Here is a 24069-nt window from a genome sequence, read left to right as displayed (position 1 = left end):
GCCGGCAGGCATGCGCACCAAACCCTTCCCCGATCATGAATCCCGAAACCGGCGCAAACCGGTCAGGAGCGGCTTTTGTGATTTCCTGATCTGGACCGGCACAAATTTGACTTATCAAAAACCGCCGGGACCTTCTCTTTCCCCCAGATCATTTTACCTGCTTTTTGCGGATGGTCCTTAAAGAACCTGTTCCTTTTTTCAAAATGCGCATCGATCGCCCGGCAACATTCCTCCAGACTTTGGTAATCGCTGTTATGGATCACCGAACGGGCCATCCCTGAAAACACCGATTCGATCACATTTAAAAACTGCGCGCTCGACGGAAGCGGCGCGACCCCGATCGCGGGCGTCCGCCACCGCGCGCGGTAGGCTGGTGAATTCAGTTCCGCAATGTGCGCCAATAACTTCCTTGAAGCATGAAAGCTGACCGCATCCCAGGAAAGGTAAAGCTTTTCACAATCCCTGTATTGCCCGACCAGCAGGTCGATAAGTCTGATCATTTCTGCCGTATCCTTTTTCCTGGTATAAAAATGAGATACCTGATTGGTCGATAATTCCAGTGCAGCGAACATAATGAACCAGCCCTTGCCCTTTTGAACCTGTTCAAAAACCGGACGCCCGCCGGGCAAAGCCAGGGCCCGTCCGCCTTTCGGACGAACCGAAGCCGGGCCATACTCATCGATCGAGAAAAAGCGTTCCGAAGGACCAAGATGCGCCAGGATATCCTGTATGGCTGCAAACTTTTCCCTGAAAAGCGGATCCGGGCTGGTGAGCACCTCTTTCGCCCTGCGGGTGTTGATCCCCTGCTTTCGCAGATAAACCGACGCCGCCGCGGCAGACATGGGACTCCCATACACCTGCTCATAAACCCCTGCGAGCTCTTTGGTCGTCCACGAGGTCTTGGGAAGACCGTAGATTTTAGGGCTTTGCTGTACCAGGTGCAGCACATTATCCATCTTTTCTTTCATGCGGCTTTTTACTTCCGGGTTTACCGTATAGCTTCGCTCAAATCCGGCGAGTCCTGAACGCTGGTAAATATCGATCCACCGTAAAGCCGTCCGGAAGCAGCATTCAACTCTGTTCACCGTATAGAGCAGGGATATCCGGGTATGTGCAGCTTCCAGCACCACCGCAACCTGCCAGCGTTGATGGTCATTTCCCTTTCTCCAGCGGGCCAATACTGCCTTATCCTCCACGCTGATGAAAGGAATGATCTTGTTACAGATCAGGCTGATGTTGTTCTCCCTGCAATATTTGAATAAAACGTCCTTAAATGCTGAATAGGAATAGCCCTCCGGCATTAGCTGCTTATAATGCTGATAAGCTGACACCGCACTCAGCCGCGGCCTCTTTTCGGCTGCGATCACTTCGGGGAGAAGCCTGATCGTAGGATGATACAATCTGGTCAGCCGGTGGGACCGGTCGCCTCCGGGCATATAAAAATGCATGTCTGAAAGCTTTTCCGGATAATGCTTTCTGATCTCGCTGAACTCCCGGAAATAACGGAATATAGTACGGCGGTCAATACCCAGTTCCCTCGATGCCGCGCTCTTGTTTACCTTCCCGGCGATGAACATCCGGCGCAAAGCAAATACTTTAATATTGGGAACATTCCGCACCATATCCGCAGCGTTTTTAAATGCTACCGCCGGGCAATGAATTTGTTTGCATGGCATAAGAAACACCGAATCTGTGACTGCCCCCGCTGCTTAAAAGAAGCTGCATTACCAGATGTTATACCGCTGGGTTTTCATACCGGCGAGCCGGGTATTAATAAACAGATATTTACGGTTTGATGATGTCAGTTGCTCCCGATTATTTCTTTTTTCTTTTCACCGGAACAATGTTTTAACGTCAGGGATACCTTTAAAAATACAGGAACAACTCAGCCTGGTGATTTCTCCAGTTTCCGAAGCTAAGCCTTCAGCACAAACTCATTTTCCGCTCTGTATCAAATCAAAAAACAGAAGCGCTTTTCAACTATCCTCATCTGCATCATTACCTCAGGGACCTTTCGCTTTCTGATTTGGTTCAAAGATTTTATCCTCAGATAATAGTACATGGTTGAGCAAACAGCCGAATTTTGGGATGCCGGAACAACATCCACCGTTAAATATGATCTATCCTGGTGAATGCTGATTTCCCGGAAAGCAGAAGTCCGCATTGCAAAACCCTGAATCCTCTGTTAAAAACAACTATCACCTCAAACTCTCCAGCAATTCCTTCAGCGCCGCCGAAGCCTCCGCGGAAAGCTCAAAACTGAACACCCCCTCGCTGTATTCGATCCGGATATTCCCCACATTGTAATTCTTAAAAGGATCGAGATCATAGAGCGATAAAGCATAATCCGGCGTGACATAATTCGCATAGCCCAGCCCGCCGAACTTCGAATAGACCGTCTGCTCTGCATTCAACTGAACCGTGGTACCGTCCTCGATATAAATAAAAGCCCGCTGACCCGCCTTCACCGCGAACTCCCCGCCAATAACATTCTGGACAAGGAAAGTAAGCAGGCGCGCCCGCCCCTGTTTGATCCCCTGCACCAGCAGCTGCACCGAATCCCGGTAGGCCGAATCATTCCTGACCACTAATTTCACCAGCGGCGTTTTCAGAAAATGGGTCGCCGTATCCTGCGGCGGCCCGGGCTCTTCCTGCGCGAAAGCACAAAAAGTCCCGCCCGTCAGCAGCCCTGCAAACAGCACCGCCAGACGCATAAAATCCTTTAGTATGATCAGATATCGCTTCATCAATTGGTCAGGTTAAACGTAGTATTGTTTTGATAAGTAAAGATATAGCCATCGGCTTGCGCAGGTGAAAGGCCGTAATTGGCCATCCGTACCGAAAAATTCCCCGATACCGGCAAAGCACCGCAGTCGATATAGGATCCCGAAAGCTGGCCGGCCGGAATGACCACGTTGATGTTCGTCCACTTCGTACTGCTGCCATTCAGGTACATTTCCAGGTAAATATAGAGCGTTTGCGTATGGACCCTGGTCACCGAGCCATTGACGAACAAATGGCCGCCTGAAACATACGGCGCAGGAGAGATCGTGAACGCATCGTTCGCCGGATAAGTATTCGCGTTCCCCGTAAGCGGGACCGTCGTGCTCGCCGTATAGTTGAAATTCTTACCATCGCTTCCCGAAGGTGCCGGCGGGTAACTGGACATGATCAGGTTAAAACTCGCATTTGCCCCCACCGTGAGCCGCCCGAAGTTGGCCGTACCGGATAACTGCCCTTTTTCAATCTTCACCTGCTTGTTACCGATAAAACTCGTTGTGCCCCCCTGTTGGATAGACAGGTCATAGAACATGAAGACCGGCTGCGTGTAAATATCATGCAGGGTCGACTTCAATATCAACTCGCCCGCCGCATTGACCTCCGCAGAGGCCACCACCGCATCCGTTGGCGTAGGCACCGTGCTCCCCGATGTGCCTACATTAAAATTATAGGAACTCCCCCCGGTAAAACCCCAGTGGTCCGTAACATTCACCGAAAAATTATAGGTCCCCGTTGTCGTCGGCGTACCCGAAATCGTACGCGTCGTATTGTTCCAGCTCAGCCCCGGCGGCAGCGTACCGCTGGTACTCACCGTATATTTGCCATAACCCAGCGCCCCTTTGAACTTGACATTGTAAGGCGTCCCTACCTTACCACCCGCAATGATCGCCGGCGCAGCGATCACCGTCGGCACCGGTTTAACCACCAGATCGAAGGCCCTGGAAACCGTATCACTGTTCGCATCCGTTACCCTGATCCGGAAAGGAAAAGTACCGTCCGCCGTTGCCGTACCTTTGAAAACACCGTTGTTCTGAAAAGTGATCCCGCCCGGAAGCGTACCCGTCACGATAGTAAACGTATAAGGCGCTTTTCCGCCTTTCGCCGTCACCGCCGCTACGTCATTCACATTACGGACGAACTGCCTCAGGATACTGCGGTTCATCGCCAGCGGCACCGCCGCAGGCGTATTGCCCAGCAGGTCGCTGCGGTCGCGCAGCCCCTGCGCATAAAGGTCATTCCCATTATCCGTCGGATGGATCCCGTCCGCCATATTATCGATCGTTGCAGGGAAAAGGTTCTCAAAATCCACAAACCGGCAGTAAGCATGCCCCGGTGCCGTCGCCACCGCCCGCTGCACATCCCTGAAATCATTCGTCGTTGGTCCTGTAGTGCTCAATTCATCATCCGCATAGGTCTCTGCATTCGGCCCTTCATAATTTACCGGGCCGATACCCTGGATATAGATCACCGCGTTCGGGCGCAGCACCTTCAGCCGCTCCACCAGCGTGTTCAGCTCATTGTAAAAAGCCGGCAATGAAACATAATTCGCATAATCGTTCACCCCCGTCTGGAACCAGAACTTATCGACATTGTAAGCAGCCAGTTTTTGTGCAAAAGCCTCCAGCGCCGACGCATTATAAGTATCCGAATGCAGGATACGCCCGGCATATCCCTCCGAATACACATCCCCCGTAAAACCATAGGTCGAATCCCGCATGATCTTCATCATCCAGACATTGTTCTGTGCATCCGAGGAGATATTGAAGCCCGAAAGGATCGAATCATGGATGAACAGCATACTGCCCGCCGCCACCGTGGTGGCAGGCACCACCGTCGTTGATGAGGCAGGGAAATAGACCGCCCGCAGATAAGTGCCGCTGCGCCGCACATGCGGGTCCAGCAACACATTGTTCTGCGTGTAGGTACCCTGTCCCGGCATCATCACCTCCACCGTCTTCATCCCAGGCGGCAGCGCATCCGACACGTATTGCACATTCTTGGATACATCATTACCCTCTACCTGATAATAATTATAGAGTTTACCATTCACAAACACCGCAGGCCCCGAGATACGCGACCCGAGGCTTCCCGAGAACGGCACATAAGCCGTCGGGATGTTCCCCGCCCCCGGCACCGCCGTACCATAGGTTCCCTCCTCGATCATCGTATAGGCATGCACCAGATACGTATCATTCACCGGGTTGAAGAAGTTGACCGTATCCGTAATCCGCATCACCACCAGTCCCAGCGTGGCCGCACCCGCAGGCGCCGTTACACTATAGACCGTATCGGGACCGCTGCCCGTTCCCTTTGTCAGCGTCAGCAGACCGCTTACCGGCTGCCCCGAGGCATTGTACCAGACATATTTCGGGCTGGTCGTGTTCAGCCTCGAGATCGTATAGGTACGGCCCGGCTTCACCTTCGTGGACAGGTTGATGCCCTGCCAGCCTTTCGTGGTATCACCACTCGTCTTAAAATCTTTATTGTACAGCGTCTGCGAAAAAGCATACAGGTTACGCACCGTCTTGTCATACGTATCGCGCACATATTCGATCGCGATCTGGTTCGCATCCGTCTGGAATTTCATCCGCGAGAAAGCCGAATGCTGCAGGTATTTTTTCCGGTCTGATGAAAACTGGTCACTGTATCCCGCCCAAAGTGTTTCCTTGTTCCCGATGAGGGAGGCCGCATCCGCACGGTAACGCGTATAATTTCCCGTCATCCCCGCCTGCTGCAGGTTCAGACTGATGTTCTTTTTAAAAGTACCGCTGGCATTCGCCGAAGAATTCCCCCCGTTGAACACGAAGGCCAGGATATATTCATTCTGCGGATAGATACTACCCAGGTTCCAGCTGAAATCCTGGTAATTCGCCCCCAGCGTAAAGGTCTTGCGCTGATTGATCCCCGCGTTCCAGGTCGTGATCAGCTGCACCTCTATCGTACCCGATCCCTTTGCGCTGAAGGTCAGCGTCCCTTTCACCGGTACCAGAGGGTTCACACTTCCCTGTGAGGAAAAATACACAAAACGCCCCGCGTTCGCCGTCGTACCCGTCACCGTTCCGCTGCTCACGCCCGCGATCGTATAACCCGGGGGCGCTTCCTGCCCCCATTCCGCATCCGTGATGTCCGTATTCACAAAACTACCCAGACTGGCCGCAGCCGTCGATTCCGGTAATGCAGCAGGCACCTGCACCGCATTATAATTATGCAGTACCGACACCGTGTTCTCCATATCGTTCGCCGTGATCATATCCGGCTTACCGTCCAGATCAAGGTCTGCCACCACCAGAGACAGCGGCGTATTACCTGAAGGAAAATCCACCTTCGCTGTGATCGTCGAGGTAGAGATCGTGGTCCCCGTAGAAGTGTTCCGGTAGACCGAGACCGTTTTATTGTTATAGTTCGCCGCAGCGATATCCGCCGTGCCGTCCCCGTCGATATCCCCCATCCCGATGGCCACCGGCTGGCTGCCCGTCGCTACCGTTACCGCCGCGCTGAAAGAAGATTGTGAAAGTGAGTTAGGTGCCGTCATCGCATTGCGCCTGATCAGGATGGTGTGCGTACTTACCGCCGCATCATAACAACCGATGATCAGATCTGGCCGTGCGTCATTATCGATCTGGCTCAGGAACACCGTTCCCGGCTCTCCGGGGACTGCAAGATCCACCTTTGCGGCAAAAACAGAGGCCACAAATGCCCCTCCTGTGGATGCCGTACAGCGCACAAGCGATACCGTGTTCTTTGCAAAACTCCCCGCAACGATATCCCGCTTGCCATCCCCGTCGATATCGCCCAAAGCCACCGAGGCCGGATTCGCATTAACGGCCACATCATATTTGGCGACAAAACTCAGCGTACCCGCAGCCGCCACCGTATTACGGATCACCGATACCGTACCCGCAAAATAATTTGCCACCACAATATCCCGCTTACCGTCATTGTTCATATCCGCCGCCGCCAGCGCCAGTGAACCGCTGCCCGTGGCATAATTCACTTTCGTGCCGAAAGAAAGCACGCCGCCCGTCGTCGTGTTCGGAATCACCGACACCCAGGCGTTGTTATGATAGACTACCGCCAGATCGATCAGGCCGTCCTCGTTAAAATCCCCCGCCACCAGCGCCGAAGGATTATTATCCACCGCGATATCCTGCCGGGTAAAAGAAGATGCCCCCACCCCGTTCAACGCATTGGAATTATTCAGCAGAATCGTCACCGAATTCCCTGTCGCATTCACCACCGCGATATCCGGCGTACCGTTCCCGTCAAAATCCCCCACCGCAGCCGATACCGGATTATTACCCACCCCGAAATCGATATTCGCATCGATATCTGAGGCCACGATACTGTTCTTGGAGGTAAAGGTCTGCCTGAACGGCAGCGGAGAATAGCCCGTCAGCTTCAGCGCCGTGTTCGTCACGCTCACCGGCGCATAAGCCGCCCCGGCAGGTACCGTCACCGATAATGACGTCGCCGTGGCCGAAGACACGGTCGCCCGCACCGGCCCGAAATAAACTGCGTTGTTCGCAGCAGTGGTATTAAAGTTACTGCCCGTTATCGTCACCGCCGAACCCACCTGCCCCGTATAAGAAGACAGCGAGGTCAACGTGGGCACCTGGGCCATGCCCAGCCCTGAAACCAACAACAGCGATAAACATAAATTTATCTTTTTTAAGATCATGACAAGGTGGTTAGGTATAATCTTTAGGTTAATTATTATTTTTACGGGAACTATTCGTTATACCGAAACTTATACTTAGTACTCATTTTTAACTTGTTTAAGGCTGCAACAGGCACAAGTATTCATTAGCATAATCCTTCCCTACATATACTCGCGCTGGTGAGGTAGGCAAATTTCAACTAATGTTAGTCAGCTTTTTATATTTCACCCCAGTAATGTTATTTGTTTCAAAAGCAAGCTTTATTTTTTCACTTACTATGACTAGTCGGTCGAACTTTTTAAGTCGAAAGATATTTGCGTCAAAAGGAATCTTGTCATTATTCAAAATCAGCCTTTCGAAAGATTTATATTTCCCAGCTTTATCAGGACGGACTGGGTCATCTTCCGCCCACTTTGTAAAAATTGATTTGCTTTCATCTACACAGTCTATATCTTTATTCACCACCATCAGGTAGTGATCATTATTTACTTTTGCTTGTTCATCAAATCTGACGGGAATAAATTGCGCTTCCTTATCGCTCAACAACGCTTTTACTCTTTCATTTATGACAAGCAACTCAAAATCCGCCATTGTAAAATCTAATGAAATTCCCTTACTTCGAACAGTTACAAAAAGTTCCTTATCTGGAATATTGACCGTTCCAGGCTGAACGTATTTCCAAAAGTCCCATTTATCGTCGAAGTTAATACTTCCCAAAAACCATCTTTTCTTTGGGACATACAACTCATCCACCAGTTCATAATATTCCATAACTATTATCCGCCTGTAATTAATTTATTTAATCGTGTTCCTTGTTTTGACACTTCCTCACTCAATTGATTTAAAGTTGCTTCAAATGCTTTTAAATATTTTTCACCTTTCAAACCTTCGACGGCGTCAATCAAACGATTATAAATCTCTTTGTGATATTCATCAGGGTGTGGACCTCTATGTCCCAATACTTTAACTTTATTAATCGCATCATTTAACTTATAACCAGCTTCTTGAAATAAAGGTTCGAATTTTTTTGACCACTGCTCACCTCTCTTATAGTTTTTATTTGTAAAAATATGATGTATTGCTTCTTTTAAAGCCTGATACTCGCCAGGCGCTTTGTTGAATAAGCCAGCTGAATTTTTGTAACCTCCAAGAATATTGCTTAAATCTAATACGTCTTCCGTTGATTCTTTTATTCCTGACCAGCCTTTACCAGTCTGCTCGTTCGATGATTCTTGGTAAAAGGTTATTCCATATTCACTTTTATCATATACTAATGTAGTTCTTCTGTATGTATTTTCTCCTTTTGCATTCGCGACAGCTTTACGCCATAAATTTCCCAGACCATTAGCTGCCTGCTTTAAAGGATATGCGGCATCACCTTCATTTATCACATCAAGCATGTTTGGGCTAACATTCTTTCCATATTTCAACGACTCCAAACCATCTAAATCTACATTTTCAATAGGGCTATCACTCGCGAATTGATAAGGCGTTAACTCTGGATATTGAGCACTTATCGGATCCAAACTCAAGAATTTCCCCACTCTCGGATCATAGATCCTCATTCCGTAATCCTGCTGTGCTCCGGCGATCTCATTCCCGCTTGCGTCCAGCTTCACCTCATTATCGTTCTCCTTCCCGTTAAAACCATAACGGTACTTGGACGCATTCGTTGCGGTGTACTGCCTTGCCGGCTGCACCATACCGAAACTGTAATAATCCTGTGCACTGATCACATCCGGGAGATAAGTCACCGGTAGCCCCGTCCCCGTCTGCAAACGCTTATCGCTCACTGTAGCGATCACATTGCCCAGATGATTGCTCAGCTCATAAAAACGCTTGCCCACCACACCCGACTCATTCACCGGATCTGTCGAACTGCCCGTTGCCACACTGATCTGCGGCGTCCACATACCGATACGGCTGCTGCCATACAAATGCTGCTCCTTCCAGTTCGTTGTGCCTCCGGCATTATCGTAAACCGCCAGCGTATTGCCCTGCGCATCGCGTACATACCAGGTCGTCACATTGGTACCCGCCAGCAATTTGCTTACCCGGTTACCCGAAGGATCGTAGGTATAGGTCAGGTTACCCGATGCTTTGGATACCGTCAGGATCTTTCCATACACACTCCAAGTGATCCCCGTCAGCTTTTCCGAGGTCGCCTTCGTCATGTTACCGATCGCATCGTAAGCGTAATTGGTTGAGGCCTGCGTCACCAGATCGCCCGCGTAATTGCTGGAAGCAATCCTGTCCGTGATGTAGTTCAGCCTGTTATTCGTCAGCCTGCCGTTCCCGTCCCTCGAATAATTATAGGTCAGCGAGTCGATCGTCGGTGCCGTCGCAGCCGAACCGTGACGGTTCAGCGTCAGGATATTGCCGTTACCATCATACGTATAGGTCTCCCCGAACAACTGCGTGATACTCGTTTTATCCCAGCTGCCGCTGATCCCCGGATGCTGACGCGTGGTCTTCAGACGGTTCAGCTGGTCATAATGATAGGTATAACCCGTCATCGCTCCCCCGCCCAGATTCGCCTGCCTTACCGCCAGCGTAGAACTGCTGATATTCCCGTTATACAGGTTCTGCCCCGTGTACTCACCGGCAGAAGGCACATAACCCGCACCGAAAGCCATTGCCCCCGCCTGACCGATCGCGGCATAATCACCGCCGTAATAACCCAGCGCGAAACCCATCGCATCCTTCGCCACGGAGATATGGTCGCCCGCCGCGCCGTCCGCACCGATATCGCCCGCCGGACCCGCCGCATTCAGGTCCTGGTTGTTGATGCCCTTCATCCATCCCTGCAAAGTATAGGCATAATCGATACCCTGTACCCGCCCGCTGTCAGAACCCAGTTCCAGCCTGGCCAGCGGCCCGTGCAGATAATAGTCATAATGCGCATCGGCAATTTTCGTCTCTTTGAACAGATCGCTGGTCCCGAACGAACGCAGCATCGCCTTCGGCCCGCTGTAGGCATCCGTCAGCCGGTTCTCCGCATCATAGATATATTTATAATAATACTGGTCCTTCTGCCCTTCCTGGTAGCGCACAAAGTTCACCTTCCCGCTGATCAGGTCGTACTCGTAACCGATCTGTTTTACCCCCAGCGTACCGATCTGCTGGTAAAGATTAGCAACGTTACCGTCCAGGTCATAGTCGTAATACGTCGCGTTCTGCACAGCGCCCGTCTGCGTCGCACGGTAAACCGAGGCCACTACCCGTTTACGCAGATTCCGCTGCAGCGGTTTATTGTCTTTTTTAAGAATGGTCAGACCTGAGATACCCGTCAGGTTTTTCTGATCATCGTAAAAAGTACTCGTGATCTGCACGTTGGCCGTCGCACTGTTAAAGGCCGTCAGATCGGTCACATAACCCGGCGCAGGCAGGCCTGCCGCAGCGTTCTTTTTCTGCCCGACCTCCGTGATTCTCCCGAGGTCATCATATTTCGTGTAACTGTAATCCGTCGTAGCCAGTTGCTTATCGTTCTGCGATACCAGCAACCGGCTCAGCTGATCATACCAGAAACGGTTGGTACCGCCGTCGGGTGAGTTCTGCAGCACCACCTGATTGGTCGCATTATACTGGTAATCCGTCACCAGCGTATGTTCCGGATAAATACCCGTGATACGCGTTTCCTGCGTACTGCTGCCCCCCACCGTGGTCTCCGACCCCGCCGCAGGCACATTGAAGCGTGCCCAGTAGGCATCCGTATTCAGCGGCATAAAACAATCATTGCCCGCATTGTTCAGGATCTCCGCCGGATACAGCAGGTGATTATAGATCCGCATGTGCTTCAGCGTCGTCAGCTTGTCCGGATAAACAGCCGGCAGCGCATTATTCACCACCGCCGCTTTAAAGCCGTTGATATACACGCTCAGTTTACCCTTCTGCAGATCGGTGGACTGCACCACCAGATGCGTCCAGGCCTGCAGCGCCGGCAGACCCGAAAGACTTACAGTTACCCTGTTGGCATTATTGAACTGACCGGATGACGGATTGCTGAAAATATCCACCCCAATCGTATTGTTGAGGATACTGACCTGGAACAGGTATTTACCGTCCTGTGTGGTCTTTGCCAGCTGGTTACCACTGCTGCCCGTATTGTACAGCCACAGCTCCACGGCCGTATTGGCACCCGAAGCGATACGTGTTCCCAGATTGCTGAAAGCCGTATTCACATCCGCATTGGCGGTCGGGCCCGTGTATGGCGTTCCGCACACAGCAGCATCACCCGAACGCAGTTGCTGTACCTGCGCGATCTGCGCATCCGTCAGCAGTTTTACCCCCTCAGGCGGAACAGTACGCACCAGGTTATCGGCCTGGTCATAATAATATAAAGTAAAGTGATAGATCGTAGCCAGCGCCTTGTTGGTTACCGTCGGCTGCGCACCCGAACAGGTGCTGATGTAACCACTTCTTATCAGGTTCTTCTGATCGGTAACGTAAGCTGCATATAAAGAAAGGCCATCCGAAGCCGCCGCTTCAATACGGCTCTGTATCTCCGCATACGGACTTACAGGCACCTCAAAGCTCACTGACTGGTTACATAACAGACCCGTATGACTGGCCTCATAAGCCAGATATGCCGAATAACTGAGCGAGAAACCGAATTTCTGGTTCATGTAATTCGTCAGGATCAGATCGTAATTGGTGCTGGCACTCGTCAGCCCGGGGATCTCACCTAACATCGCCGTTTTCGCGGAACTGTAAGCCGTCCAGTCCAGACACGCGCCGTTCCCCGGCAGCAGAAAGTACGGCAGTGTGATCCCTTGTGGCAAGACCCAGTTACAGGAAGCAGAGGCCGACTCCAGCATGCCCAGTTCCGCCTGGGTCAGCGTCATCGCGCTGCCGTATTTGCCCTGCAGATAGGCGAACTTCGCAGCAGTACCCGTATTGCTTGTCCCCGCCTCTTCTGTCGCCAGCTTACCCGCTATCTCCGCACTGCTGTTGTAAATGGTGGTTGGTACAGCACCTGTCACCGGCTTTGCATAGGTTTCCGCACCTTCCAGCAGCCAGGGGTTGAGCGTTGGTGTGAATGCGCCGTTACTTAGTGCGATCGATTTAATAATCGCCGCAAAATCAGTATACGTATTGGATACATTCGGCTTTGCCGTGCTGGAACCATAGATGTGGTCTTTATCACCGTTAGCCGCGCAATAAGTGATTAGCGCATTTCTCAGGTTATCTATCGTTGCTTGCGGTTTGCCGGCAAGGCCCGGTGCCAGCATCGCCATCCAGCGTTCGGCATTGGCTTCGCAGTTCGCACGTATCACCGTGTCCAGTTTCAGTTTGGCCTTTGCATATGCAGCAGCTGTATCTAACGGCATACCTGCATAATTCTCAGGATCGAACCGTGATATTTTTGACTGATAAGCCAGTGAGCAGCCAGGTACAACCGGAGGCGTTGTTGGTGTTGAACAGGTTGGCACAACACCTTGAATCCGAGATGTCCATCCAAGACGATTGTCAACCCCATCAGTTACTTTCAAGCGGGTGCCGTTCACAGGATCCAGTACAAAAACTTTATCAAAAGTTTGCGTGCCGCCTCCGTAGTCTTTCCAGAAGGTAAACCGGCCATATAGTGTTGTACCCGGACAAACTTTCAACCCTGGTCTCATTCTGATCCAAAAAACTTCCCCGAGGGCGCCCTGCAGAGCACTTTCATCGTAAATAAAAAAATCTGTCGTACCGCCATAGCCGCCTGTCCCGCCTGTACCTTGCTCAGCATCCTGTATAGGCGGCGGAGTCACATTCTGACTCAGTGGAATGTACGATGGCGTAGTGGCTGTTGTGTCGACACCTAAAATGTAATAAGCTGCCGGCAAAGAATATTTCGGTGTGCATATAAAGGTTCTGTCGGATCCTGCAGGAATCTCAAATCTGGGAAGAGTTGTGAGTCCGAACTCACTAAAACCAACATAGCCATAAACTTTGCGGGTTACCGGACCGGTAAGGCAGCGTATGGTCATGAATTTTTTCGCTGTGTCGGTACATGTACCGGTGGCTTGCGCAGTTGGGATATCCGCCGCAGAAATATTTTCAACAACAAACGATCTGATGAAATCTGCCGGCAACGTTGTCCTTGGTGCAGGAGACATCCCCACCGGACATTTACCCGCACAAGTACCTGCATTACGGACGATCTTCAGATAATTTTTCTTCAGATCAAGATACAGATCGCGATATCTGATCCAGTCCCTGTCCGGGACACGGCAACTTACCGGGGCAGAATTATCCCACTGTCCTTCTCCCTGGTAAAGATTAAAATCAACAAATCCCGTCAGGCTTTTAACAGATGCCGAGGTAAGACCTAATACGTTCACACTATAGCTGTTCAGGTCTGCCTGCATATTACCGGCCTGTGCATAGCCTAATCCACCGGACTTAAAGAACGGATCACCCGCAAGCAACCAGGCAGCATTTGTATAGTTGTAAGACAGCCCCGGCTGTATCGTTCCGATATCCGTTGCTTTGCCCACTCCTGCAACCTTCTGGTCCCATTTCTCAGACACGATATTTAATTCGCAGAAATCCAGCTTGCATTTTTCGGGGTGATAGCTAATGAACAACCCCGCCCATTCGTCCTTCCAGTATTTCACGAGCATTTTCAGCGTAAATGCAGCGTCATTCACCGAAATTTTTGACCCGTTCTCCAAAACGACGATCTTGCAGGGCGGCGGATTGCCCACACCCGTGTATGGACTACAACTGCTTAAAGTATCCGGGTTACTCATGACCGGGAATACCGTCCGCCAGTTGACCGCAATCACGTTAAGTGCTGGTTCCAGCGCCACGCCCGCCGTGTCAAACAAAGCGTATTGGCCGCCGGGCGAAACATCCTTCAGCATTTGCTGACGGATCTCCTCACAGGGTGAAATATCACAGTTCAGTGCGCTTACGCGGGCATCAATCAAATTGTAGGTATTCTGAACAACGTTCTGATAATCGCTTAATTCCGCAGCTGATAATTTTGCCGTATCGATACCCATAGCGGTCACTTTTGTGCCGTACATTGCCCTGAATGCCGCAAAAGTCCCTAACTGTGCACGGGCTGTTTTACAGTCACTGAACATTCCTGAAAAATCAAGCGCCCCGAGTCTCGCCCGCACAAAGCTCCATTTACTGCTGAGCACACCGGCACGCTGCCCTCTGTTGAAAAGCGTATCCGTGTAAGCCTCCACATCCTGCCTGTTCAGCGCAAATTCGAAGGTGATGTTATATTCACCCACCGTCGCAAAATTCAGTCCTATTGTATTGGTATAAGCCGCTTCAGGCGTACATCCGGTGGCAATATTCGATTTGACCCCCACCGGATAGTTCTGATTAGCCAGAGGAACACCCGGACTGCAGGGATCCGTCACCTTTACATTCAGGTCGTAATAGCATTTCCCGCACAACTGCCCCGCCTGAGAAAAGGCATATACCAGCTGCGGCAGGTTAAAGCGGATAGTATCCTTACCTGTCACCGTAGCCGTATAAGTTGTACTGGCTGTCAGTTTAAGCGTACCGCCGTCAAAACTGAACTGATCCGGCTTCAGCAGCGTACTCGTCTGCCATTTCTGCGGCGTCTTCGAGGCAAGGGAATCCATACCTTCAGGTGCTGCACCTGTAAGTGCGGTTGCAATCGTCTTACCGCTGGCATTCAGATAACTTACACTGATCTGGTAGTTAGGGTCGATGACCGTATTCTTTATATAGTGTTCGGCATAACCTACGTCACTGCCGAAGATCTGATCCAGTTCCCACTGTTCAGGCTTTCCGTAAAAGTATTTCGTTGTTCTGCTCTTCAGACCGGTACCCGGCTGGAAAGCCGGGCCAACGCCGCCCTGAAGACGGGTGCGTCCGGTATTATCCGGCGTGTACTGGGTTACTGCCAGCGGATATCCCTGCGCATCAGGGGTATAAACCTGAAAAGGTCTGCTGAGTTTGAAGGCACTTCCCGGCGAGTAATATTTCGAGGCACCCGAATCGGCAGACAGGGCTCCCGGAAGAAATTCGCAACCTGCAGCAGAAGGGTCATTGATGTCAAGGTAGCTGTATACCGCGCCATTGATGTTCCTGTTCAGCCCCGGGAAATAATGAAGCACCGGTGACGGTCCCGAGGCTACCGGTGCAGGCAGCACCGTTGCCACGGGACGGCCGAACAGGTCGTATACTTTTTCCGCCACTACGGCCACATTATCGCTGTTGTTGATGGTAACGGTCTGGCGGTCCCGCAGTGTACCGTCAAAATAACTGATCACTTCTTTCTTTTTACCTTCTTCCGCAAAAGCCGCCGAATACTGCCAGTTAAGGTCAGAAGAATGCCAGCCGGCCGTGATATTCCAGGCAGCGTAAGCACTGGTCCCCTGCCGGTAAGACCATGCACCGGTCTGCCGGATGCCTTCTTTGGTATACTGTACCCCTCTTATCCTCGCAGCCAGATAATCATCATTGGAGATCAGCGTGACCACATGCGACTGTCCCGCAGTGGTAACCCTCGTTGCATTGTTCCTGAACAACTGATCTGCCTGCGAATCCGCACCGGCGGAACCTGCGATCATAGCTGTCGCAATGCTCTGATTTACATCGCCTGCTGAAAGCGTTGTCCATTCCACGTCATATTCTTCCGCCCCGGATATTACGTCCCAGTTCAGCGCAAGTTTGCGGCTGTTAGCCGTCAGCGATACCGCAGCAAATTTTGACTGTGCCGTCAGACTGAACGGATAGATACGGTCAACCGTGACGGTATTTCTCAGGATCACACCGTTAGCGGGCGGCAGAGCATCGCCGGAACTGGCCACCCCCTGACTGTTAATGGTTACTTTAAGTCTGTAAAAGCCATTAAAAGCCACAGCTGCTATTCCTTTATAGGTCACCCCCTGATTAACATCATAGGTAACGGTCAGATCTCTGGTAAAACTGGAATCCGCGGAAGCGCTTGCCGGGTTTTTAAAGCAGTCAACCGTCACGTTTATCTTATAACTGAAATTGGAAGTGATCCGGACCTTATCGTTAACCCGCAAGACCACTTCGTCTGACACATTACGGAACTGATAGCTGCCCCATGTACCATTATTCAGGAAAAGCGGATCTGCATTGTCCAGTTGTTTAGGCAGTGAAAAAGGTCCGTACAGCGATTTGGAATACGGTTCTATACCAGCCATCAGCTTTCCGGCAAAAAGCAGGCAGCACATCATTAAGATCCTGAAAAATTGTAGATATCCGCGCATATCAGTCGATATTGATCAGTTGATAATTCCTGAACCCGGCAGCCGGAACCGTAATGCCGTTCCGGACGGCTATTACGCGATCCTGCTGTAAATAATCCGACGGCTTCGCTTTCGGATCATAACCATTCAGCTTCAGGTCCACCGTTTTTGTGGCCTGCCCTCCGTTGCCGTCTGCATCTTTGACCCGCGCGAAAACACGCACCACCTGCGAAAGCACCGGATCAAAGGTCAGCGCATATTCCTGACAGGAAGCGTGGCGCGGATTGAGCAGACGGAGGGTCCTGACCTTACCTTCCTGAGAAGTTGTAAGGCTATATCCTTCACCGGTCATTGCACCGTCAAGCATTTCCTGACTGATCACCGAAGGCGTTTCGATGGCTTTTTGCCTGCCCCATACGATCTTCTGCTGTGCATGGTCGATGTAGATATATATCCCCCGGGCGTTAAGGGTTTCCGTGCTTCCGTAACGGAAGTAACAATCCTGCCCTTTCCTGCAGATCAGATAATCAACCATTGGGCCCTGCTCAGGCGAAATGCTGCTGTCCTGTACGGAAAATCTCCCTTTTAAAGCGCCGTTCAGCGAACTGAGGTCAATCGTTTTTGCCCAGGCCCGTAAAGTATCCAGTTGGGCAACGTCATAAGACGGCTTTGCCTTAACTTTAGCCTGATCTGTATTTTTTATCGCTTTTTTTAACGGTAAAGCCGTTCTGTATGCTGCTGCCGCCGCTACCGCCAGCGCCAGTACAGCTGTCATCACCAGACGTTTTCTCAGGATATTCTTTTTCATATTACAATGTCTTTTTTTGTGAAGAGCGGGTCTCCTTAACGGTCATCACCCCGCGTTCCGTTTCCTTTTTTACACGGATCAGCGTACCCTGTGTATCATATTCATAAAGGGTGGCGAAACCGTTCTCATCCAGTTCAGCCATCAGGCGCATGGTCGACGGGTCATAGCTGTATGTTTTCATCATCGCCGCCACCGGATGAATCCGGATATCATCCAGATATACCGTTGAACTTACTGACGGATAAAAGGCGACCTGCAGCGCCTGTCCTGAGGAAGAAGGCGTTGTGAAAGACCCTTCGAGTAACTTCCATCCCTCTACGAGGGCTTTAGTGCCGAGTGTCCTTTGCTGACCGTTGACAAACATCTTCACCTTAGCAGTGGTATCAAAAGGCGCATCATCCTTTACCCAGAGGTTGACCATATAATTCTTCGCCGGTAACGGCTGAAAGCCCGTAGTGTAAGCGGCCTTGTCAGTGCTCTTAACAAATTGTTTATCCCCGTTAATATCAAGGTAAATGTCCCGTTTCTCATCCGACAGATGTACAAGGGTATTCATGACCAGCGAATCCTGTGTCAGCGCTGCGCTCATCATACCGGTATGAGAATAGCTGTTCTGCGCTCCCGACTGGATATAGCCACCCGTTTTAGCGTACACAAATTCCGTTTTTTCCGGCGCTACTATATATCGCGGGGTACCCGGCCGGAACCAGCTGTCTTCCAGACTATTGCTATATATCTCGCGATACCGCGCATTGCAGGCTACGGCAGCCGGCATTTCACCGTTAAAGTCAAATTCAGCGGCACTGTTTCGGCCCAGGGCATCCTTATTCTGCAACTCCTGCCCGAACTTATCATAGAGTGTTACCGTATTGGCGGTCACCCAGTTTGACATTTCGGGGCTGTTGTTCTGACCCCACACACCGGTACCATCCGCCGGCCTCGCATAATAATTATAAAACCCTGACAGATAACCCGCCTCTTTTATATTGAGGGCGTTGGCCGATCCCGGAACGGCGTTGGTATAAACACGGTTCTTTTGAAAAACCTTTGTTTTGTAGGGCCTCCAGTTACCCTTAAAACCATATACATACGGATTGATCCCCACTGGCGGTAGCTGGCATGGAGACAATGGCGTTCTCAAAAGGTCTGAATACCTGTATTTCCAGTAAGTAGAACCATTCTGAAGGGTATATACAATGGCGCTGTTGTTCAGCTCGGTAAGATTGTTTGTGGAAAACAGCACCTTCAGCGGCGGACTGGCAGCTTCTATTTCAGTATTTGTGTTATCATAAACCTCCACGCCGGCGCCGTTCGGATTTCCTGAACCATACCCGGTTATTTCCATTCTGACCGTCACCCATCCTTTTGGAAGTGTTACAGAGGTTATATGCCATGCCCTCGGGCTGTCATGTACATTCTGGGCAAACCAATAACCGTTGGTTCCGGGGCACATACTGCTGAAAGAGAAGGCAAGTGTTGCCGAAGCGCCATATCCGACATAATAAGACCCTGCCCTTGGCGCGTAAAATCTGGTATAGATGCCCATGTTCCCGTTACCTCCCTGGGAATATAAAGCGCCCGGACCACCTGACTTATCCCCTATCAGTGAATAAGTTTCTCTCTGCGCCCAAAAACTCACCCTGCCCTGATCGTTAGAACCGCCTGGTGTCAATAACTGGCTGTTCAGATAAATATTTGGCGTTGTGGTGTTATGCCCGCCCACATATATATTGAAATCATACGGATCATCCGAAGGCCCCGGCTGAATGACCGGCGGTTCGGAATTCCAGTTCTCATCATAGGTTTTTGCCGATGCATTGATCACCCGCATATCCGTCATATCGCCCTGATCAAGCGCCAGCCGGTATCCGCCGTCAGCCGGGATGACCGGGTTTCTGAGCATGACCAGTTCATTCATCGTTGCATCCAGCTGGTTATGAGAGCTGCGGATAACCTTTATATGATTACAACTCCATGAGAGCATGGGGTTACCATAGCGGTCCACGATCGTCCTGATGTCGAAGTCCGTATACTGCGTGGTCTGCCTGCGCGGCACGACCCAGTAGCTTTTGCCGCTCTGCAGGTCAATGAACTGGTCACCGTAAGCGAGGTACGGATCCATATTTGAACTCAGCTGCCCCGAAGCCGAGGTCGTCAAACCGGCAAGCACCATCCCGTTACCGCGGGAGCCCGGCCCCATGCCCGGATATCCCCAGTACGCAGGTATCTTTACCGAATATATGTCCTTTTTGAATTCGTTTCGTGTTGCGGTAACCAGCGGCTGCCCTGTTTTGGCATCATATACCAGATTCGCCGTGCGGATACTTGATCCGTTATTTTTTACTACCACACTGTCCACCACACCGTAATACTGGCTGACCTTTACCGCACAGGCAGAACGGAACAGCTTATACTCTGAGTTGTTGCCCTTTGGCCAGTGAGGAATAGGAATAGGAAATCCGAATGCCGGAATGATGTCCACACCGATATTGATGCTCTGACCATCGTTGATATTTTCCTGCTCCCTGAAATCCGTAAAAAAGTCGATATCTCTTCCCACCACCTGATTTTGTTTAACGATACCCGTTTCCGGGTCAGCCACACTCACCTGATTACGCAGCCTCATGGAAGAACCGTTCAGCGGCAAAGTATTATAGTAAGTGACCGTAGAGGCGATCTCAGCCCCTGCCTGATTATACGTCCGTACAGCCTTTGGCTTACCGTGCATATCATTCAGCTCAATGCTGTATCCTTGTGACATGGTCATCTGCTGTACACTGGTCGTGTAAACGATGCCGTAACTGTTGGATGGTTTATCCTGAATAGACTGTAATTCCGTGGAACGGACCTGCACCGGAAAGTCCCTGGCTGTATAAAATTCATTCAGGGTATAACCCGTCGGACCGGCCGGAAAAGCATTACCTGCGGCATCCAGATCAGAAACGCTCACCCTGCTGTATACCACAGACGGCGACGGGAAAAAAGATTCTCCGAAAGGCTCCTCAATATCCAGCAAATTGCTGATCGCGCCTTTATTGCGCTGCATGTAGAACAAGGGCTGGCGCAGCGGGTTCTCGTCATTACCGACAGCCGGTTCGTAACTGGCCACACCGCTGCTGATCAGCTGCCCGTCCTCTGTTACGGTATAATCATAAGCCTGCCCGTAAGTTCGCCCGCCTGCCCAGCCGTCACTTATGGATATCTTTTTGACCCTTACGCCGCCACCCAGCTTATGACCGTCTGCTTTAACGATGCGAACGAAACTTTTGGCCTTGATGAAGGTTGAGGCAAAAGGTTTGGGACTGGCTGTATTAGCCCTTTGATAGAAATTTTTATTGAGTTCTGAAAGATTGGATATGGCCGTTTTTATTGCAGCGATAATACCATTTCCATCCTGGTTCGCCGCGTCGCCCCCCACTCTCCTGTCAAAGCCCGGGTAAGCATAGCGCGGGTATTCTTCCTTGATCTTTTGCCATGCAGCAAGAATGACCGGATTTATAGTGATCCCTGATTCTGTACGGTCCTTAAAAATGATATTCGCCTTATGTGCAGTGGTAATACTGACTTTCTGCACTTCAGCAAAACAGCTTACATAATCATCTGTACGGCTTTTTGCATTGCTCAGCCCTGTAGCGAGCGTAACCAGAAACTTGGTATATATATAAGGCGACCCGTTGAGGTAATTCTTTTTGAACCACTCTGTTCCTTCAGTCATTGCTCCCTGGTCCCATGGCAGGCTGATCTGTATACCCTTTGCCAGATGCAGGCTGGCATCCGCGACCGCGTTGCCATTCTCTGCGATAAGTGAACCAACCGGCGTCATCACCATAGCCTTCCTGTCCTGCACGTAGGCATAATCATCGGCCTCGTAGCCCACATCGATGCCCCCTCCCGTAGGCAGGTCGATATGACTCAGATGCCAGAGCGAAGCAGCCTCTCCCGCCCTCGGGACCACATCGGCATTGGTGCCGCTCAGATTCTGAACCGAGTACGGGAACTCATCATTACCCAAAGCATTGAAAAACGGATTATCCAGGTTCTGGCGGTAAATGCCCCAGCGGTCGGTACTTTGTGTGGCATAACCCGCACCGGTCACTGCGGCACCGGTATATTTGGTCACACTAGTACGATAACTGAACTTATAAGGGAACAACTGGCCTTTGGTCACCCCGCGGTATTCGAACCATACCTTTTTGAGGGTCAGTTTACCGTTATTAGGCGAGACCCCCACAGTATTCGGGACCCCGGGGCAAAGCGAATAATCATAATCGAACTTCACCACCTTGATCGGCCGGCTCTGGTCTGATTTGGCATAAAGCCTGATCTCTACCAGCTTTTTCTGCTTTACCGTACCCTTGTTACCGCTGAGCAGGTCAAGTGCGCCCAAAGCGTCATCCCTGTCCGCCGTAATGAAATAGGCGATTTTTGTTTTCGACTCGATCGAATGCACATAATAAAGCTCTTTTTCTCCGTAAATAATACTGGCCTTGTCGTCATCCGCATCGGCCATCAGCCCTTTGTTCAGCGTCGCATTTTTATAAGGGGTACGCCAGCAGAATTTCGGGATATAAGAGTAATTGAATTTGATAGCTGTTCCCTGATCATCATCGGTGATCCCATCGCCTGATATATCCATATAATCGGGAGACAATATTCCGGATAACAGGTAACTGGTCGCATAAGCCGGCGTTGTACTTTTATGGTAATAATTATCGATACCCTTATTTTTTCCTAACTGCGCCTCTGTGAGTCCGGCTGCGAGAGAGACCTGATCACGAGATCCCGAGAGAAGGGTATATGCTCCGTCTGTTGCCGCTCCTATCGCAAAGGTATATTCCGCCTGTTTGGTATTGTATACCGGAATGCCGTAGACCATCCTTCCGCCGCCGGGATCGGTGATCGTCATCTCAGAAAAATGATGCCCTTTCCGGTAATCGCCAACCCTGTTTATCACATGTTCTGTTTTCCCCATATCCGAGCCGGCCTGCAGGAAATCGTAATATTTTATTTTTTTGTCCAGACCTGATGTTGCACATTCCGCTGCGGTCAGATAACTGATATTGGTCCGCTGCGGCTCTCTTTCTGTTTTTTCCAGTTTCGAAAGCGATGCATCCTCCACAAATGCCTTATTGGCGGTCGCACTTTCGATCTTTACCGCCACCGGCGTGGAACTTTTCACCGGATTTGCCAGAGAAGGGCTCTCTGCCGTCCGCTGACCGATCTCTTTAAAGAAAACATGCTGGCTGCGCGGGCTGGCATCAGAAGGCGACTGAAAATCGCCGGCGGCCAGATAATTGTTCTGACGGGTCCACTTCCGGGAACGCGTCTTTGATTTCTGGTCATAAAGAGAGGCACCGCCGTGAAAATAAGAGCCGAAACCTGCCTCAAAACCAAAATTCTTTGAGCTGACCGTGTTCTCGTTAGCGGGGTCAAAGAACACGCCCGACCCGCCGCGGAAAAGCCGGAACTGGCCGCTGCCCGTCTGACTGGTGAAGGAAAAAAGATCAGGCAACGCCACCGGCAACGCCAGCTTGGGCAGTTCCGGTGTCACCGGCACATCTTTCTCGCGGGTAAAGTCCATTAGCGCATTGGGTATATTTTTACCGGCTTCCGCATAAAGGAAACCATAGGCCGGATTTTTGATGCTTGGTGCCGCTGGCTGGCTGATCGTACGATAACCCATCCCGCCCCCGCCGAGGTAACCGATACCTATTGCCCCGCCCAGGTCAACGCTGACCGCAAGATAATCGGTCTTATAGGGTACCTGTATCGCCGGCTGGACCGGCTCCGTGTTATAAGAAATACTGGAACCGGCAACATCCATCATATCAGATATGGAATTATTCTTATTCGGGTCGGTATTCTTCGTATCCTTGGTAACAGAATAGCCGTAGGAAGTACCCAGCGTGAAATTTTTCATGCCACCACGCGTGTTGTAACCCAGGGATGCACTAAGCCCCATCGTGGTGCTCATCGCATCATCCACTTTGTTCTTGATGCTGAAGTTCATATAAGGAGAAACGTCCACACCGGATGCGGTACTCGACATCAGCCCCACGCCCAGACCTGCGGTCAGGGCACCGTCACTTTGTTTACCCAGCGAGATACCTGGATTTATACCGATCTCAGCACCTATACCGGTATAGTTATCGTTGAAGATACCGAGCGTAAATGTCCCTTCACCTTTTACGAAGGACTCTTTGCCGCCGATCTCTGCCTTCGCGCGCAAACGCCCCCCGATGGTAATATGGGGTTTGGTATAATGTGCCGTTTCCGCTTCATCTCCCTTCATGTCATCGGGCAGCCCGCGTAACTGGCGGTTGATACTGCCGACGTTAAGGTTCCAGCCAAGCCCTACCCAGGTGGCCTCGTCATCCATACCCGTGCCCGACTGATAATTCAGGTTCACCGGATAACCGTCGATATCAAGTAGCGGGATGTTATATTTAAAATCACCTGTCGAAAGATCGACCATATCGCTGACACCTGCCGGCTGGAAACCCTGCATTTCCGGCTGCGCCGGACCCGAGGTCAGTGCCAGTGCGGCCTGCGGCAAAAACAGCTCGGTGGTCACCAGGCCCAGTAAAAATAGTGCGATCGTTCTCTGCCTTTTGTAAAGTAAGGTCAT

General features: G+C 51.0%; 7 protein-coding genes. All 7 read right to left on the bottom strand.

Annotated features, from left to right (window positions below; all coding sequences use genetic code 11):
* Nucleotides 1-62: 62 nt before the first annotated feature.
* A complete protein-coding gene (locus tag D0C36_RS15810) occupies nucleotides 63-1676 on the bottom strand; it encodes an IS630 family transposase (protein WP_117392566.1) in 1614 nt (537 codons plus the stop codon).
* A 522-nt stretch (nucleotides 1677-2198) separates the two neighbouring features.
* Nucleotides 2199-2747, bottom strand: a complete 549-nt coding sequence (locus tag D0C36_RS15805; RefSeq protein WP_117392565.1) for a hypothetical protein — start codon at nucleotides 2745-2747, stop codon at nucleotides 2199-2201.
* On the bottom strand, nucleotides 2747-7459 hold the full coding sequence (locus tag D0C36_RS15800) for an FG-GAP-like repeat-containing protein (RefSeq protein WP_117392564.1): 4713 nt from the start codon (nucleotides 7457-7459) through the stop codon (nucleotides 2747-2749). The genes D0C36_RS15805 and D0C36_RS15800 overlap by 1 nt, the downstream gene beginning before the upstream one ends.
* A 175-nt stretch (nucleotides 7460-7634) precedes the next feature.
* Nucleotides 7635-8210 (bottom strand): imm11 family protein, encoded by a 576-nt coding sequence (locus tag D0C36_RS15795; protein ID WP_117392563.1) that lies wholly within the window; start codon nucleotides 8208-8210, stop codon nucleotides 7635-7637.
* Between the two features lie 5 nt (nucleotides 8211-8215).
* On the bottom strand, nucleotides 8216-16654 hold the full coding sequence (locus tag D0C36_RS15790) for an AHH domain-containing protein (protein WP_117392562.1): 8439 nt from the start codon (nucleotides 16652-16654) through the stop codon (nucleotides 8216-8218).
* 1 nt (nucleotide 16655) lies between these two features.
* Entirely contained in the window at nucleotides 16656-17408 is a 753-nt protein-coding gene (locus D0C36_RS15785; protein WP_147322019.1) for a hypothetical protein, read from the bottom strand.
* A 34-nt stretch (nucleotides 17409-17442) separates the two neighbouring features.
* Complete coding sequence (locus D0C36_RS15780) at nucleotides 17443-24069, bottom strand: hypothetical protein (protein WP_117392560.1); 6627 nt, start codon at nucleotides 24067-24069, stop codon at nucleotides 17443-17445.

This window comes from Mucilaginibacter conchicola (assembly GCF_003432115.1).
Lineage (GTDB): Bacteria > Bacteroidota > Bacteroidia > Sphingobacteriales > Sphingobacteriaceae > Mucilaginibacter > Mucilaginibacter conchicola.
The sequence above is the reverse complement of the archived record's forward strand: the minus strand, read 5'-3'. Positions and strand labels throughout refer to the sequence as shown.